The organism is Pseudoclavibacter sp. RFBJ3, from assembly GCF_002931375.1.
Classification (GTDB): domain Bacteria; phylum Actinomycetota; class Actinomycetes; order Actinomycetales; family Microbacteriaceae; genus Pseudoclavibacter.
In genome coordinates, this window is the sequence record NZ_PSXZ01000003.1 from 176,710 (window position 1) to 190,864 (window position 14,155).

Here is a 14,155-nt window from a genome sequence, read left to right on the forward strand (position 1 = left end):
TCGGCGGTTCGTTGGACACTGGAGTCATGACACTCACGCCAGCCCAACTCGACCGTGCCCACGGCGCCGTGCTCGCCTCCGCCGTCGGCGACGCCCTCGGCTCCCAGTACGAGTTCGGGCCGCCGCTCTCGGACGACACACCCGTCGTCTACGGGGTCGGCGTCTTCGGGCACGGCGCGGGGGAGTGGACCGACGACACCTCCATGGCCATGCCGATCCTCCAGGCGCTCTCGGGCGGGGCATCCCTGAACGACCCGGCAACCCTCGCCAGCGTCGTCGTGGCCTGGCGCGAGTGGGCCCGCGACGCGAAAGACGTCGGCGCCCAGACCCGGACCGTGCTCTCCGCCCTCGAAGGAGACGTCACGGAAGACCGGGCTCGCGCCGCCGCCCACGACGTGCACACGCGAGCCGGCCGCAGCGGCGGCAACGGCGCCCTCATGCGCACCGGCCCCGTCGCCCTCGGCTACCTCGCCGACGGGCAGGAACGCGCCCTTGTCGAAGCCGCAACCCGCATCGCCGAGCTCACCCACTGGGAGAGCGACAACGCCGACGCCTGCGTGCTCTGGTGCCTCGGCATCCGCCACGCCATCCTCACCGGCGAACTCGATCTCCTCGGCCAGCTCGACGCGATCCCCGCCGAGCGTCGAGACCGCTGGCGCGCCTTCACAGAGGAAGCCCTCGCACCCGGTGCGCATCCACGCGACTTCTCGCAGCAGAACGGCTGGGTCGTCCGCGCCTACCAGGGCGCCCTCGCGGCCATCGCCGGCGCAAGCTCCCTCACGGACGCACTCGAACGGGCAGTTCGGGGAGGAGGCGACACCGACACCGTCGCCGCCATCGCCGGTTCTCTCGCCGGCGCGGTCCACGGCTCGCGGGCGCTCCCCGCAGCACTCGTCGAGACGGTGCACGGCTGGCCCGGCCTCCGCAGCGGCGACCTCGAAGCGCTCGTCGACGCCGCCGTTGTCATCTAAAATAGAGATGTAAAACTGTTGGCAATATCTCCGTAACATATTCGAAACGAGGGGCCATGCGCTCACCAGGCCGCAGCGACGTCTCGCTCACGCAGCTCCGCTACTTCGTCGCGGCTGCCGAGCACGGCAGCATGACCTGGGCGGCCGACGAGCTGTTCGTCGCCCAGTCCGCCGTCTCCACGGCCATCGCCAACCTCGAGACGGCCGTCGGTGCGCAACTCCTCATCCGCCGCCGCGCCAAGGGGCTGCAGCTCACCGCGACCGGCGCCGACTTCCTCGTCCGCGCGCGCGGCATCCTCGCCTCCGTCGACGACGCCCTCGGCGCCCTCCGCCCCGAGAACACGGCCGGCCGCCTCACCGTCGGCTGCTTCCGCACCCTCGCACCCTTCTACCTGCCATCCGTCATCAGCGGACTCGCCGACGAGCATCCCGAACTCCTCGTCGACGTCACCGAGATGACCGCCGAGCAGGTCCCGGATGCGCTCGCCAGCCAGGCCATCGAGATCGCCCTCACCTACGACCTGGGCTTGGACGCCGCCGTCGAGCGCGAAGTGCTCGCCGAAGTTCCCCTCTACGCGGCCGTCAGCGTGCACCATCCACTCGCCGACCGCGACAGCGTGAGCCTCGCCGAACTCGCCGAGCTGCCCATGGTGCTGCTCGACATGCCCGTCAGCCGCGACTACTTCCTCCAGTGGTTCACGCGCGCCGGCCTCCGCCCTCACGTGCGCTACCGCTTCGCGAGCTTCGAGGCCGTGCGCGCCATGGTCGGGAGCGGGCACGGATTCACGCTCCTCAACCAGCAGCCGCGCGTCGCCTCCACCTACTCCGGCGGCGAACTGCGGCACCTGCACATCACCGACGACCTGCCGCCCCTCGAGCTCGTGCTCGCCCGCTCCGGAGGCTCGAGGCAGCTCACCAAGAAGGCCGAGCTCTTCGCCGCCCAGTGCAGGAAGTCAGTTGCCGAGCAGGATGCGACGGCGCCTCACGGCGCCTGGTAGACGACCACCCCGCCGAGGTACGTGCGGCGCACGCTCGCCGAACCGTAGGCGTCGAGGTCGCTGAGGTCGGCGTCCACCCACACCAGATCGGCGAGGCGGCCGGCCTCGAGCCGCCCCGTCTCACCCTCGAGCCGGTTCACCCAGGCCGCCTCCGCGAGGTACGCGTCCAGCGCGACCCCGAGCGGCAGAGCCTGCTCGCCGAGCAGCGGATGCGTGAGCACGCCGTCGCCGATCGCGTGCGGATCCTCGACCAGCCCAGTGCGCGTCACGGCCGTGCGAATCGACCAGAGCGGATTCGGCGTGGTCACCGGCCAGTCGCTGCCGCCCACGATGCGCGCCCCCGCACGATGCAGGTCGCCGAACGGGAAATGCGTCAGCTCTCGCTCGGCGCCGAGGAGCGGCAGCTTGCGGTGCACGATCTCCTCATCCCGCCGCGCCCACACCGCCGTGATGTTCGCCGCCACGTCGAGCTCCGCGAACCGCGCGATGTCGGACGGGTCGATCAGGTCGAGGTGCGCCAAGTGGTGCCGATTCCCGCGGCGACCATTGCGGCGGATCGCCGCCTCCACTGCGTCGAGCGCGTGTCGGGTCGCCGCGTCGCCGACGGCGTGGAAGTGCACCTGGAAGTCGGCCGCGTCGAGCGCCGTCGTCAGCTCGACAAGCGCCTCGGGGGAGAGGAAGGCGATGCCCACGTCTCCCGGGTGCCCTTCGAACGGTTCGAGCATCGACGCCGTGTGGTTCTCCACCATGCCGTCGATCATGACCTTCACGGTGCCCGCATCCACCCCCACCTCCGCGGCCTCCGCCTGGACGCGCTCGAAGTCGGCGATCTGCTCCACGCCACGCGCCCGGTCCCACCACTGCGCGAGCACGACCCGCGCGGTCAGGCGGCCGTCGGCTGCGAGGCGCAGGTACGCGGGGAGCGGGTTCGGGCCGAGGTCGCTGTCGCCGACGGCCGCGTCCTGCCACGCCGTGACTCCCACCGAGTGGAGCTCGCGCTGCGCCGCCACAAGGGCCGCCTCGACAAGCGCCTCGTCGGGTCCCGGCATGAGGTGCTCGACCAGCGCGACCGCCGACTCCAGCAGCATGCCCGTCGGCTGGCCCAGTTCGTCGCGGATGAGGCGGCCGCCCTCCGGATCCGGAGTCGCCCTGTCGATCCCGGCGGCCCGCAATGCCGCCGTGTTCACCCACATGCCGTGCGCGTCGTGGCTGTGCAGCATGATGGGTCGCTCGTCGACGCCCTCCAGCTCGGACGCCGTCGGGAACCCGCCCTCGAAGACGTCGCCGAACCAGCCGCCGCCCGTCAGCACCGGCGCCGTCGGGTTCGCGGCCGCATAGTCGGCGATGAGCCGCAGGTACTCGCCGCGGTCGTGCACGGGCTTGAGGTCGATGCCGAGCGATTGCAGCCCCGCGAGCAGCGGATGCACGTGCGCGTCCTGGAGCCCCGGGAGCAGCGTCCCGCCCGCCAGGTCCACCCGCTGTGCCGCCGTGGGGAGCTCGCCGCCGTCTGGGATCACGTCGGCGATCCGGTCGTCGACGACCAGCAGCGACGCCCGCTCGAAGGCGCCCGCGCCGAGGTACAGCGTGCCGTTCGTGAAGAGAGTGGCGTCCATGGGGCTCCCGTCTCGCGCGGCCGCGGTGACCGACGCTCCTCGCCACACTGAGCACCCCATGTTTCGTATGCATTTCGCCGATATTGCTGGTCAATTGCATCTCTCTTTTGGATCTCGAGCTTCGAGTCTCGCTATTTGCTTGTCGCCAAGGACCTGCCGATTCTTGACCCAAGTCGCTCCCAGCGAATCCGTCCCGGAAGGACCCTCATGACCACCACCAAGAACGCAGTCCGCACCGTGGGCGCCCTCGCGTTGAGCGCCGCGCTGCTCGCCACCACCGCCTGCACGGCGGACTCGGCAGCCTCGAGCGAAGGCGACGCGGAAGCCGTCGGGATGGGCATCCAGCCCTGGCTCGGCTACGGCCCCTGGTACATCGCGCAGGAGAACGGCTACTTCACCGACGCCGGCGTCGAGGTCGAGATCACGAACTTTATGAACGACGCCGACATGACCGCGGCGTTCGCCGCCGACCGCATCCAGGTCGCGAACGTCGCAAGCCACAGCGCGCTCCAGTTCATCGAGCAGGGCCTCGACGTCAGCATCGTGCTGCTGCTCGACGCGTCCCTCACGGCCGACGCCATCCTCTCCGACGGCAGCGTCACCGACGTCGCCGACCTGGCCGGCCAGCAGGTCGCCTTCGAGGAAGGCTCCGTCAGCAACCTCCTCCTCGGCTACGCGCTGCAGGAGAACGGCCTCTCGCTCGACGACATCGAGCCCGTCCCCATGGACCCCTCCGAAGCGGCAACCGCGCTCATCGGCGGCAGCGTCCCCGTCGCCGTCACCTACGAGCCCTACATCTCCGAGGCCCGGTCCTCCAGCCCTGACATCACCGAGATCTACACGGCGGCCGAGAACGCCGGCCTCATCAGCGACGTCCTCGTCGTCGACAACACCTACCTGGCCGAGAACGGTGAGACCGTGCAGGGCATCGTCGACGCGTGGGGCCCATCCATCGACTTCTACGAGTCGGACACCGACGCGGCGCGCGCGATCATCGCCGAGAACATCGGCAGCGACGTCGAGTCGCTCGACAGCGCGTTCGACGGCGTGCAGTTCTTCACCCTCGAGGAGAACGCCACCGAGCTCGGCGGCCACTACCTCGAGACCGTCCTCCCCAGCGTCGACAGCGTCGCCACCGACATCGGCATCCTCACGGGCGGCACCGACCTCCCCTCCGTCGTCGACCTCACCTTCGTCGGCGGCGCCGAGTAGACACCGGCACCGCGGCAGCACAGGCACCCAGCACCCCGGCACCCCCGGCACCAGTAGCCACCGGCGCACAGCAACCACAGGAGACCAGAGCCCCATGGCAGTTCAGAGCACGGCCCCGGTCGCGAGCACGCAGCCCGCGACCGGGGCGCGCCGGAAGCCGGTCAGAGCACCGCTCACCAGGCGCCAGTACCTCATCACGTCCGTCATCACCTTCATCCTGCTGCTCGCGGCATGGACGGCGATCTCGACCAGCGGCCTCGTCCGCCCCCTCTTCCTGCCGTCGCCGATCGCGGTCACCGAGAAGCTCATCGACCAGGGCGTCAACGGCCAGCTCTGGTCGGACATCGCCGTCAGCACCTACCGCGTCATGGTCGGCTACCTCCTGGCCAGCGTCATCGCCGTGCCGATCGGCGTGCTCTGCGGCTCCATCCCGCGGGTCGAGGCCGCGATCGAGCCGATCATGGACTTCATTCGCTACATGCCGGTCGTCGCGTTCGTTCCGCTGACCATCCTCTGGGTCGGCACCGACGACTCGCAGAAGGTGCTCATCATCTTCCTCGGCACCTTCTTCCAGCAGGTGCTCATGGTCGCCGACGCCGTGCGGCGCGTGCCCATGTCGTACCAGAACCTCGGCGCGACGCTCGGCCTCAGCCGCACCAAGATCCTCATCCGCATCGTCTTTCCCTCCGCGCTCCCGCGCATCTGGGATGCGCTCCGCATCAGCCTCGGCTGGGCCTGGACCTGGCTCGTGGTCGCCGAGCTCGTCGCCGCGACCGAGGGCATGGGCTACCGCATCACGCAGGCGCAGCGCTTCCTCGAGACCGACCTCATCATCGGCTACGTGATCGTCCTCGGGCTCCTCGGCCTCCTCTTCGACCAGGTCATGCGCGGGCTCGGTCGGCGCTTCTTCCGCTACCTGAAGGGACGTGTCTGATGACCGTCGAAACCGCCCTCCGTGACCCCAAGGTCGTCGTCTCCGACGTCACGAAGCGCTTCGGCGAGGTGACCGCGCTCGCCGACGTCGACCTCGTGCTCGGCGACCGCGAGTTCGTCTCCGTCGTCGGCGCATCCGGATGCGGCAAGAGCACCCTGCTCTCCGTCATCGCGGGCCTCGAGGCGCCCACCTCCGGCACGGCGTCGCTCAGCGGCCACGAGATCCTCGGGCCGGGCCGCGACCGCGGCGTCGTGTTCCAGCAGGCGACGCTCCTGCCGTGGCTCAGTGCCATCGACAACGTCGTCTTCGCCCTCGACGGCGAGCCGGGCCTGACGAAGAAGCAGCGCATCGACCGGGCTCGGGACGTGCTCGACCAGGTCGGCCTGACGGGCTTCGAATCGAAGTACCCGGCGCAGCTCTCCGGCGGCATGCAGCAGCGCGTCGCCCTCGCCCGCTCGCTCGCCTATGGCCCGGACGTGCTCCTCATGGACGAGCCGTTCGGCGCCCTCGACGCGCTCACCCGACGCACCATGCAGGAGCTGCTCACCGAGGTCTGGGAGCGCCACCGCATGACGGTCATGCTCATCACCCACGACATCGAGGAGGCCGTCTTCCTCTCCGACCGCGTCATCGCGATGACCCCGCGCCCCGGCAAGGTCGCGGCCGAGTACGCGATCGACCTCCCTCGCCCCCGCGAGGTCGACGTGCTCGGCAGCCCCGAGTTCCACGGCTACTACACGGAGATCCTCGACCTCATCCACCGCGGCTGATGACGGTGCCGCGGCCCGGCATACTGAAGAGATGTCACACGAAGCTGAAGCCGACCGCCGATGGATGCAGAACGCGATCCGGATGCTCGAAGCCGACGCCAACCGCAGCGCTGACACGCACCTGCACGTCTTCCCGCTGCCGCGCGAGTGGGGCATCGACCTGTATCTGAAGGACGAGTCGGTGCACCCGACGGGCTCGCTCAAGCACCGCCTCGCCCGCTCCCTCATCCTGTACGCCATCGTGAACGGGCAGGTGGGGCCGCGCACGACACTCGTCGAGGCGTCGAGCGGCTCCACGGCCGTATCGGAGTCGTACTTCGCCCGGATGCTCGGCCTGCCGTTCGTGACCGTCGTGCCGCGAACCACGAGTCCGGAGAAGATCGAGCTCATCGAGTTCTACGGCGGCCGCTGCCACCTGGTCGACGAGCCGCTGCAGGTCTACTCGGAGGCGGAGCGCCTCGCCGCCGACGTCGACGGGCACTACCTCGACCAGTTCACGAACGCCGAGCGCGCCACCGACTGGCGAGGGAACAACAACATCGCGGAGAGCGTCTACTCCCAGATGTCGCTCGAGCGCTTCCCCATCCCGAGCTGGATCGTCGTCAGCGCCGGAACCGGCGGTACCTCCGCCACCTTCGGTCGCTACGCCAGGTACTGCGGGCACGATACCCGCCTCGCGGTCGTCGACCCGGAGGGGTCGGCGTTCTACGAGGCCTGGAAGACGGGCGACCGCACCCACGCGACCGGCCGGGGGTCCAAGATCGAGGGCATCGGGCGCCCGCGCGTGGAGCCGTCGTTCATCGAGACGGTCATCGACGACATGATCCAGGTGCCGGATGCGGCCTCGGTCGCGGCGATCCGCGTACTCCGCGAGAAGACGCAGCACTGGGCGGGCGGATCGACGGGGACGAACCTCGTCGGCGCGTTCCAGATCATCGCCCGCATGCTCGCCGCGGGGCAGCAGGGCAGCGTCGTGACGCTCATCTGCGACGGGGGAGCGCGCTACGCGAACACCTACTACGACGACGCCTGGGTTGCGGCCCAGGGGTGGGACCTCGAGCCGCACCTCGAGCGGATGCACCGCTTCCTCGACACGGGCACCTGGGTCGACTGACCCTGGCTGCGGCCGGTCAGACGACCTTCTTGACGACGCTCGATTTCAGCTGCATCTGCCCGAAGCCGGGCACCTTCGCGTCGATGTCGTGGTCGCCGACTCCGTCGGAGATGAGGCGGATGCCGTTGACCTTCGTGCCGACCTTCACGGTTCCGCCGCCCGCGCCCTTGACCTTCAGGTCTTTCGCGATCGTGACGGAGTCGCCGTCGGCGAGCACGTTCCCGACCGCATCCTTGATCGCCGGTGCCGCGTCGCTGTCGCTGTCGCGGTCGCTGCCAGCGTCGGCGTCGCCCGGCGCCCACTCGTGCCCGCACATCGGGCAGACCAGCAGCGCACCCATCTCGTAGGCGAGGTCGCTCGCGCATTCCGGGCACGGGGGCAGCTGCTCAGGCATCGAAGGTGGCCTCCAGGAGAACTCGCCGATCAGGGAACATCGACCACGTTAGGGCACCGGGCGGCCCGATCTCGCCGATCCCGCGCCTCGTGCATCCGCCGACCCGAGCTCGTCTGACTGGCGGCCGCTCGCGTCGGCAGGCGTCAGCGGGCGTCGGCAACCGTCGCCGATAGGTCACTTTTGCCCCGTGTGGAGCGCGCAGGTGGGGTGAAAGTGCCCCATTGTGGGCGGGCATACCCCACAGCCTCGCGTGTAGGTCACTTTGGCACCGTGTGCAGCGCTCGGGTGGGGTGAAAGTGCCCCATCGTCGGTGGGCATATCCCACAGCCTCGCGTGTAGGTCACTTTCGCACCGTGTGGAGCGCGCAGGTGGGGTGAAAGTGCCCCATCGTGGGCGGGCATATCCCACAGCCTCGCGTATGGGTCGCTTTCGCACCGTGTGCAGCGCTCGGGTGGGGTGGAAGTGGCCCATCGTGGGCGGGCATATCCCACAGCCTCGCGTATGGGTCGCTTTCGCCCCGTGTGGAGCGCTCGGGTGGGGTGAAAGTGCCCCATTGGCGGAGGCGGCGGCGGAGGCGGCGGCGGTGGGGCGAGCGGCGGCGGCGGTGGAGCGAGCCGCGGGGCGAGCGGACCGGTCCGGCTAGGCTGGGGCGGATGGACGACTCCCTGGTGCTCAGAAGCGTACTTTCGCTCGTGATGATCGGATCCGGACTCCTCGTGGTCTGGATGGCGAGCGCGGCAGCCTCCGGTCAGCTGCAGCGGAACTCGCTCGCGGGCATCCGCACGCCGAGCACGATGTCGAGCGATGTGGCGTGGGTCGCGGCGCACGTGCGGGCGAAGCGCCCAACGATGATCGCCGGATACCTCGCGCTGGCGACCGGCCTTGTTGTCCTCATCCCGATGCCGGAGTGGGGGATCGCGGTGGTTGTGCTCGGCGGATGCGGGGCGCTGCTCGGATTCGTGCTCTACGGGGCTCGCGTGGGCGTCCAGGCTGCGAAAGCCGTGCTGAAAGCTCCCGGCGCCAAGCCTGCAGACGAGCCTGACGCCTAGTCCGTGGGTGGCACGTCGCCGTCCATGACCACAGACTGCGTGTCCTCATCCCACGTGAAGGTCGCCTGGACCCGCCCGCTCGATTCGGCGTTCGCCTCACCGGGCAGCGTGTACGTGTAGGTCACCTCGATGCTCGCGTCGTCCAGGCGGGCGACGCTGGGCAGGAAGCCGTACGCGTCCGCGGTTGCGGTGCCCAGGTAGCGGCCCTGGTTGAAGAGCATGATGTGGCACGGCGTGGAGACGGTGCCGCCAGACAGCGTCACCACGACGTAGGAGAGTTCCGCGCACTCGTCGTACGTTGCCGCGTCTGGCGTGGCGGCGACCCACTCGTTCGACTCGAGGCCCGGAAACGGGGCGATGGAGCCGATCGACGCCGAGACGGCTTCCTCTTGCGTGAGTCCGGAGCACGCCGGCACCTCCGGCGTGGCGGTTGCCGTCTCCGCCGGACTGGCCGGCGGTGCCGACGCCGGAACGGTCTGCGTGACCGTGACGGTCGGGGCGGCGGATTCGGGGGCCGCCGACGGCGAGCATCCGGTCAGCGCGACCAGCGTCAACGCCGCACACGCGACGACAGATGGTGTCAGGAAGCGGGGAGCCATGCCCGCAACCTAGCACCGCGACTCAGGCGGATGGCCCGGCTTTTGCTTCGATTTCCACGAACGTGAACGGTTCGTCGCGGTCGTTGACGAGGTTGTGGTGGGCTCCGGGCTCTCGGCTGTAGCTGACACCCGCCGTGCACTCCATGGCGAACGGGTTCGCCGACGTCGTCTCGACCGTCAGGCTGCCGGTGGTCTGCGGCACCACCACGTAGGGCAGCTCGTGGGTGTGCCAGCCGGTCTCCGCTCCGGGCGCGAACCGCCACTCGGTCACGCGGAAGCGATCGTCGTCGACCTGGATGGTTGGGGTGGCGCTGGGGCGGGTCATGTCACGACGCTAGCGGCTGCGGTGCGTGCCACGCGTGCGCCTAGTTCTGCTCCTCTGCCGGGTCCTCGTCTTCCTGCTTCGTCTCCTCGGTGCGGTCGCGCAGCTTGTCGGCCATCGCGGCTGCACCCTCGCGTCCGTGCTCGCTCTCGACCTCTTCGATGATGTCGCGCAGGCTCTCGCCGCCGGTCGAGTCGTCGGATGCGGGGGACACGTTCTGTGGGGTGGTCATGCCGCGACCGTACGCACCGAGGCTGGGCGGCCGCACATCACCGCCGGACTCCGGGCTCCCGTGGGTCCGCGGGGCGCTCGCTCCGCTGCAGCCCCAGCTTCTCGATCGTCCGCACCGCGTCGCGTCCCGCCCGATTCGCGCCGACCGTCGACTGTGACGGGCCGAAGCCGATGAGGTGGATGCGCGGCTCGTCGGCGACCTGCGTGCCGCGCATCGTGATGCCGCCTCGGGCGTTGCGCAGCCCGAGCCCGTCGAGGTGCGCGAGGTCGGCGCGGAACCCCGTGGCCCACAGGATCGCGTCGACCGGCGTGAAGGACCCGTCGGCCTCGCGCACGCCGTCCGGCTCGATGGCGGTGAACATGGGCCGCCGCTCGAGCGCGCCCCGATCCCGGGCCGCTACCGCGTAGGGCGACCAGCCGAGGCCCGTGTACGAGACGACGCTGCTCGACGGCTCGCCCGCCTCGACGTCGGCCGTCACCTTCGCGATGGTGCTGCGCCCCTCCACCTCCGGGTTGAAGCCGTTCTCGAGGAAGACCGGCTCGCGTCGCGTGTACCAGAACGTCTGCGCGCCGCGCGAGATCTCCTCGAGCTGCTGCACCGCCGAGATGCCGCCGCCGACGACCGCGACCCGCTGGCCTTCGAAGGCCGACGCCGACACGTAGTCGCGCGTGTGCAGCTGCGTGCCGCGGAACGAATCCTGGCCAGGGATGCTCGGCAGCAGCGGGTTGTTCCACGTTCCGGTCGCGTTGATGATCGCGTCGGCGCGCCACCCTCCGGCGCCGTCGGTCGCGACGAGGAGCGCTCCCTGCGGGTCGTCATCGATGCGCGACACCTCGAGCACCCGAACGGGGCGCAGGATGGGCAGGGGCTTCGCGCGCTCGAACTCGGCGAAGTACCGGGGCACCGCGTCGCGACTCGGCTCGTCCTCGCTGCCAGGGGTGCGCGCGAACGTGGGCAGGTCGAAGATGCCGTTCACGGTCGCCATCGTCAGGGACTCCCAGCGGTGCTGCCACGCGCCGCCCGGCTTGGGGTTCGCATCCAGCAGCACGAAGGTGCGCTCGGCGTCCGGCTCGTTGAGGGCGCTCGCGAAGCCGCGCCGCGACAGGTGGAAGCCGGCCGAGAGGCCCGCCTGGCCGGCGCCGATGACGACGACCGTCGCGGAGCGTGGTGCCTCAGACACGGTCGGCGCCGCCCTCCGCCTCGTCGAGCCCCAGGCGCTCGCGCAGGGCCTCCGTGATCGACGCCACCTGGGTCAGCTGCTCGGGCGACAGGGCGTCGAGGAAGAGTTCCTGGATGGCCTTGAGGTGGGGCACCGAGCCGCGCCGGAACGCGGCGGCGCCCTCCTCGGTGAGGCTCACCACCGAACCCCGAGTGTCGTCGGCGCAGGGGTCGCGGCGCAGGAGGCCGCGCTTCTCCATGCGGCCGAGCTGATGCGAGAGGCGACTGCGCTCCCAGCCGATCGTCGCCGCGAGCTCCGACGAGCGCAGGGAGCGGCTGGGCGCCTCGCGCAATGCGAGCAGGACGCTGTAGTCGCCCGTCGAGAGCGCTGACTCGCTCTGCATGCGGCTCGCGAGGCGCGAGTTCAGCACGCTCGTGGTCTCGATGAACCCGCGCCAGACCCGCAGCTCCTCGGCGCTGATCTGCGTTCGCTTCTGCGTGCCCATGGGTCCTCCGTCGCTCGTGTCGCCCCCATCATGCCACGTAGTTGACATATCAACTACTCGGATGCATGATTGACGCGTCAACTACCTGGAGGACCCATGAGCACGCAGAAGGGCACGCAGATGAGCGCAGTGGATGCAGCCCAGTTCGGATTCGAGATCGGCCTCAACTCGTTCGGCGACGTGCCGAACGTCGACGGCCGTCCGATGTCCGACGCCGAGACGGTGCGCCTGCTCGTCGACGAGGCGCGCCTCGCCGAGCGAGTCGGCCTCGACGTCTTCAGCATCGGCGAGCACTACCGGGAGGGCTTCGTCGACTCCGCGACCCCCGTCATCCTCGCTGGCATCGCCACGGCGACGGAGCGCATCGGGCTCGGCTCCGCCGTCACCGTCCTCAGCACGAACGACCCCGTGCGCCTCTACACCGAGTTCTCGACCCTCGACGCGCTCTCGAACGGGCGCGCGCAGATGGTCGTGGGGCGCGCATCCCAGACCCAGTCGTTCCCGCTCTTCGGCTACGACATCGCCGACTACGAGCAGCTCTTCGAGGAGAAGCTCGACCTCTTCATGCAGCTGCAGCGCAACTCCTCGGTGACCTGGTCTGGTACGGTCCGCGCGCCGCTCGTCGACCAGATTCTGCACCCGACGATGCGCCCGGGCGGCATCCCCACGTGGGTCGGCGTCGGCGGCAGCCCCGACTCGGTCGTGCGGGCGGCGCGCTACGGTCTGCCGCTCATGCTCGCTATCATCGGCGGCCAGCCCGAGCGATTCGCCGGCCACGTCGACCTCTACCATCGCGCGCTCGAGAAGTTCGGGATGCCTGCGAATCGCGTCGGCCAGCACGCGCTCGGCCTCGTCGCCGAGACCGACGAGGAAGCGGCCGAGACCTGGTGGGAGTCGTGGAAGCCCATGGTCGAGATGATGGGCAGGGAGCGCGGCTTCTCCCCGCCCACGAAGGACCGCTACCTCCAGGAGCTCGAGACGGGCGCCCTCTTCGTCGGCTCCCCGGACACGGTCGCGAAGAAGATCGTGCGCATGGTCGACGCGCTGCGCATCAGCCGCTTCGACCTCAAATACGACGTCATCGGCCTGCCGGTCGATGCACGCTCGCAGACCATCACCCTGCTCGGCACCGAGGTCGCACCCCGCGTGCGCGCCCTGCTCGCGAAGGAGTCCATCAATGTCTGACGCTGAGCTCACCCCGGGTCGATCGGCAGCGAGCCTGCCCACGATCGGCATCCTGGGGGCCGGCAAGGTCGGCACGGTCCTCGCTCGCCTCCTCATCGCGAGCGGCTACCGGGTGCTCATCGCGGGTTCCGGCTCCCCGAGCAAGATCGAGCTCATCATCGATGTGCTCGTGCCCGGCGCGACCACGGGCACCAGCGCCGAGGTGGTCCGGCAGGCCGACGTCGTCATCCTCGCGCTGCCGCTCGGGAAGGCCCTGCCGCTCGATGGGCACGAGGCGATTCCCCGCGACGAGCTGCGCGGGAAGCTCGTCATCGACGCCATGAACTACTGGTGGGAGATCGACGGCGTGCGCGACGACCTCAACGACCCGTTCACGGCAACAAGCGAGCTCGTCCAGGATCTGCTCTCCGAGTCGCGAGTCGTCAAGGCCTTCAACCACATGGGGTACCACGACCTCGACGAGGGGCCGAAGCCCGCAGGTGCTGTCGGCAGGCGAGGGATCGGCATCGCGGGCGACGACCCCGCGGACATCACCGGTGCCTCGCTGCTCGTGGATGCCGCCGGCTTCGACCCCGTGCTCGTCGGCACCCTGCACGACAGCTTCTCCCTGCAGCCGGGCAGCGAGCTCTTCGGCGCGAACTTCGCCGCAGCGGAGGTGCGCTCGACCGCCGCGCGCTTCCCGAGCACCGAGCGGGGCCTCGAACTCGAGGCCCTCCGCGAGGAACGGATGGGCACGGTACCAGCCGGGCAACCGCGATCCTGAGTCGCGCCAAGCTGCCGCACACCGCGCATCCACGTGCGGATGCTGGACTCGTCGCATGGCGCAATCGCGCCGAACCGACGAAGTGAAGGAGACCGAATGGTATTCGAGAACATCGGCGACAAGGCGGCGCAGGCGGCGAACAGCGAGCAGGGTGAGCAGTTCACCGACCACGCGTTCGACGCGGCCGGAGATCACGCGGACACCGCGATCGGCAACCAGCACGACGAGCACATCCAGAAGATGCGCGACGGCGCCGACGCGGCAGTCGGCACCGAGTAGCACCGCCGTCGCGGCGCTGCCGCAGACCACGAAGGCCCGCCCAGATGGCGGGCCTT

At 69.9% G+C, this 14,155-nt stretch carries 17 protein-coding genes; 10 read left to right on the plus strand and 7 right to left on the minus strand.

Going from position 1 to position 14,155, the window contains the following annotated elements; translation table 11 throughout:
• Positions 1–26: 26 nt before the first annotated feature.
• Together C5E07_RS03195 and C5E07_RS03200 are read left to right on the plus strand one after the other, a co-directional pair.
• The gene (locus C5E07_RS03195; RefSeq protein WP_104298415.1) at positions 27–971 is read left to right on the plus strand and encodes an ADP-ribosylglycohydrolase family protein; all 945 of its coding nucleotides are present in this window, start codon (positions 27–29) and stop codon (positions 969–971) included.
• A gap of 56 nt (positions 972–1,027) precedes the next feature.
• Positions 1,028–1,969 (plus strand): LysR family transcriptional regulator, encoded by a 942-nt coding sequence (locus tag C5E07_RS03200; RefSeq protein WP_104298416.1) that lies wholly within the window; start codon positions 1,028–1,030, stop codon positions 1,967–1,969.
• Here C5E07_RS03200 and C5E07_RS03205 read toward each other — a convergent pair.
• The gene (locus C5E07_RS03205) at positions 1,954–3,582 is read right to left on the minus strand and encodes an amidohydrolase (protein WP_104298417.1); all 1,629 of its coding nucleotides are present in this window, start codon (positions 3,580–3,582) and stop codon (positions 1,954–1,956) included. The genes C5E07_RS03200 and C5E07_RS03205 overlap by 16 nt on opposite strands.
• Before the next feature lie 207 nt (positions 3,583–3,789).
• On the opposite strand from C5E07_RS03205, the gene C5E07_RS03210 reads away from it, so the two are divergent.
• The 4 genes from C5E07_RS03210 to C5E07_RS03225 all read left to right on the plus strand — a co-directional run bounded on the left by C5E07_RS03210 (position 3,790) and on the right by C5E07_RS03225 (position 7,612).
• Positions 3,790–4,794, plus strand: a complete 1,005-nt coding sequence (locus C5E07_RS03210) for an ABC transporter substrate-binding protein (RefSeq protein ID WP_104298418.1) — start codon at positions 3,790–3,792, stop codon at positions 4,792–4,794.
• Between the two features lie 94 nt (positions 4,795–4,888).
• On the plus strand, positions 4,889–5,728 hold the full coding sequence (locus C5E07_RS03215; protein ID WP_104240538.1) for an ABC transporter permease: 840 nt from the start codon (positions 4,889–4,891) through the stop codon (positions 5,726–5,728).
• Positions 5,728–6,498: an ABC transporter ATP-binding protein gene (locus C5E07_RS03220; protein WP_104240539.1), complete on the plus strand. Its 771-nt coding sequence runs from the start codon at positions 5,728–5,730 to the stop codon at positions 6,496–6,498. The genes C5E07_RS03215 and C5E07_RS03220 overlap by 1 nt, the downstream gene beginning before the upstream one ends.
• Positions 6,499–6,529: 31 nt before the next feature.
• Positions 6,530–7,612, plus strand: coding sequence for a PLP-dependent cysteine synthase family protein (locus C5E07_RS03225; RefSeq protein WP_104298419.1), 1,083 nt, complete (start codon positions 6,530–6,532; stop codon positions 7,610–7,612).
• A 16-nt stretch (positions 7,613–7,628) separates the two neighbouring features.
• Here the strand turns inward: C5E07_RS03225 and C5E07_RS03230 are convergent, their stop codons facing one another.
• Positions 7,629–8,006 (minus strand): zinc ribbon domain-containing protein YjdM, encoded by a 378-nt coding sequence (locus C5E07_RS03230; protein ID WP_104298420.1) that lies wholly within the window; start codon positions 8,004–8,006, stop codon positions 7,629–7,631.
• Between the two features lie 653 nt (positions 8,007–8,659).
• Between C5E07_RS03230 and C5E07_RS03240 the strand changes: the two genes are divergently transcribed.
• The gene (locus tag C5E07_RS03240) at positions 8,660–9,055 is read left to right on the plus strand and encodes an SdpI family protein (RefSeq protein WP_104298421.1); all 396 of its coding nucleotides are present in this window, start codon (positions 8,660–8,662) and stop codon (positions 9,053–9,055) included.
• On the opposite strand, the gene C5E07_RS03245 is transcribed toward C5E07_RS03240, so the two are convergent.
• The 5 genes from C5E07_RS03245 to C5E07_RS03265 are packed head-to-tail and all read right to left on the minus strand — an operon-like array spanning position 9,052 to position 11,872.
• Positions 9,052–9,654: an LppP/LprE family lipoprotein gene (locus C5E07_RS03245; RefSeq protein WP_104240545.1), complete on the minus strand. Its 603-nt coding sequence runs from the start codon at positions 9,652–9,654 to the stop codon at positions 9,052–9,054. The genes C5E07_RS03240 and C5E07_RS03245 overlap by 4 nt on opposite strands.
• Before the next feature lie 22 nt (positions 9,655–9,676).
• Positions 9,677–9,979: a cupin gene (locus tag C5E07_RS03250; RefSeq protein WP_104298423.1), complete on the minus strand. Its 303-nt coding sequence runs from the start codon at positions 9,977–9,979 to the stop codon at positions 9,677–9,679.
• A gap of 40 nt (positions 9,980–10,019) precedes the next feature.
• The gene (locus tag C5E07_RS03255) at positions 10,020–10,208 is read right to left on the minus strand and encodes a hypothetical protein (RefSeq protein ID WP_146080494.1); all 189 of its coding nucleotides are present in this window, start codon (positions 10,206–10,208) and stop codon (positions 10,020–10,022) included.
• 37 nt (positions 10,209–10,245) lie between these two features.
• A complete protein-coding gene (locus tag C5E07_RS03260; RefSeq protein ID WP_104298425.1) occupies positions 10,246–11,388 on the minus strand; it encodes an NAD(P)-binding domain-containing protein in 1,143 nt (380 codons plus the stop codon).
• A complete protein-coding gene (locus tag C5E07_RS03265; protein WP_104298426.1) occupies positions 11,381–11,872 on the minus strand; it encodes a MarR family winged helix-turn-helix transcriptional regulator in 492 nt (163 codons plus the stop codon). The genes C5E07_RS03260 and C5E07_RS03265 overlap by 8 nt, the downstream gene beginning before the upstream one ends.
• A gap of 96 nt (positions 11,873–11,968) precedes the next feature.
• Between C5E07_RS03265 and C5E07_RS03270 the strand changes: the two genes are divergently transcribed.
• The 3 genes from C5E07_RS03270 to C5E07_RS03280 all read left to right on the plus strand — a co-directional run bounded on the left by C5E07_RS03270 (position 11,969) and on the right by C5E07_RS03280 (position 14,099).
• Positions 11,969–13,057, plus strand: a complete 1,089-nt coding sequence (locus C5E07_RS03270; protein ID WP_104298427.1) for an LLM class flavin-dependent oxidoreductase — start codon at positions 11,969–11,971, stop codon at positions 13,055–13,057.
• A complete protein-coding gene (locus C5E07_RS03275; RefSeq protein ID WP_104298428.1) occupies positions 13,050–13,820 on the plus strand; it encodes an NADPH-dependent F420 reductase in 771 nt (256 codons plus the stop codon). Before C5E07_RS03270 ends, C5E07_RS03275 begins: the two co-directional genes overlap by 8 nt.
• Before the next feature lie 96 nt (positions 13,821–13,916).
• A complete protein-coding gene (locus C5E07_RS03280; protein ID WP_104240552.1) occupies positions 13,917–14,099 on the plus strand; it encodes an antitoxin in 183 nt (60 codons plus the stop codon).
• The last annotated feature ends 56 nt before the right edge of the window (positions 14,100–14,155 follow it).

Coding starts and splice junctions, on each gene's coding strand:
- C5E07_RS03195 (WP_104298415.1), top strand. CDS start 27: ATGACACTCACGCCAGCCCAACTCGACCGTGCCCACGGCGCCGTGCTC.
- C5E07_RS03200 (WP_104298416.1), top strand. CDS start 1,028: ATGCGCTCACCAGGCCGCAGCGACGTCTCGCTCACGCAGCTCCGCTAC.
- C5E07_RS03205 (WP_104298417.1), bottom strand. CDS start 3,582: ATGGACGCCACTCTCTTCACGAACGGCACGCTGTACCTCGGCGCGGGC.
- C5E07_RS03210 (WP_104298418.1), top strand. CDS start 3,790: ATGACCACCACCAAGAACGCAGTCCGCACCGTGGGCGCCCTCGCGTTG.
- C5E07_RS03215 (WP_104240538.1), top strand. CDS start 4,889: ATGGCAGTTCAGAGCACGGCCCCGGTCGCGAGCACGCAGCCCGCGACC.
- C5E07_RS03220 (WP_104240539.1), top strand. CDS start 5,728: ATGACCGTCGAAACCGCCCTCCGTGACCCCAAGGTCGTCGTCTCCGAC.
- C5E07_RS03225 (WP_104298419.1), top strand. CDS start 6,530: ATGTCACACGAAGCTGAAGCCGACCGCCGATGGATGCAGAACGCGATC.
- C5E07_RS03230 (WP_104298420.1), bottom strand. CDS start 8,006: ATGCCTGAGCAGCTGCCCCCGTGCCCGGAATGCGCGAGCGACCTCGCC.
- C5E07_RS03240 (WP_104298421.1), top strand. CDS start 8,660: ATGGACGACTCCCTGGTGCTCAGAAGCGTACTTTCGCTCGTGATGATC.
- C5E07_RS03245 (WP_104240545.1), bottom strand. CDS start 9,654: ATGGCTCCCCGCTTCCTGACACCATCTGTCGTCGCGTGTGCGGCGTTG.
- C5E07_RS03250 (WP_104298423.1), bottom strand. CDS start 9,979: ATGACCCGCCCCAGCGCCACCCCAACCATCCAGGTCGACGACGATCGC.
- C5E07_RS03255 (WP_146080494.1), bottom strand. CDS start 10,208: ATGACCACCCCACAGAACGTGTCCCCCGCATCCGACGACTCGACCGGC.
- C5E07_RS03265 (WP_104298426.1), bottom strand. CDS start 11,872: ATGGGCACGCAGAAGCGAACGCAGATCAGCGCCGAGGAGCTGCGGGTC.
- C5E07_RS03270 (WP_104298427.1), top strand. CDS start 11,969: ATGAGCACGCAGAAGGGCACGCAGATGAGCGCAGTGGATGCAGCCCAG.
- C5E07_RS03275 (WP_104298428.1), top strand. CDS start 13,050: ATGTCTGACGCTGAGCTCACCCCGGGTCGATCGGCAGCGAGCCTGCCC.
- C5E07_RS03280 (WP_104240552.1), top strand. CDS start 13,917: ATGGTATTCGAGAACATCGGCGACAAGGCGGCGCAGGCGGCGAACAGC.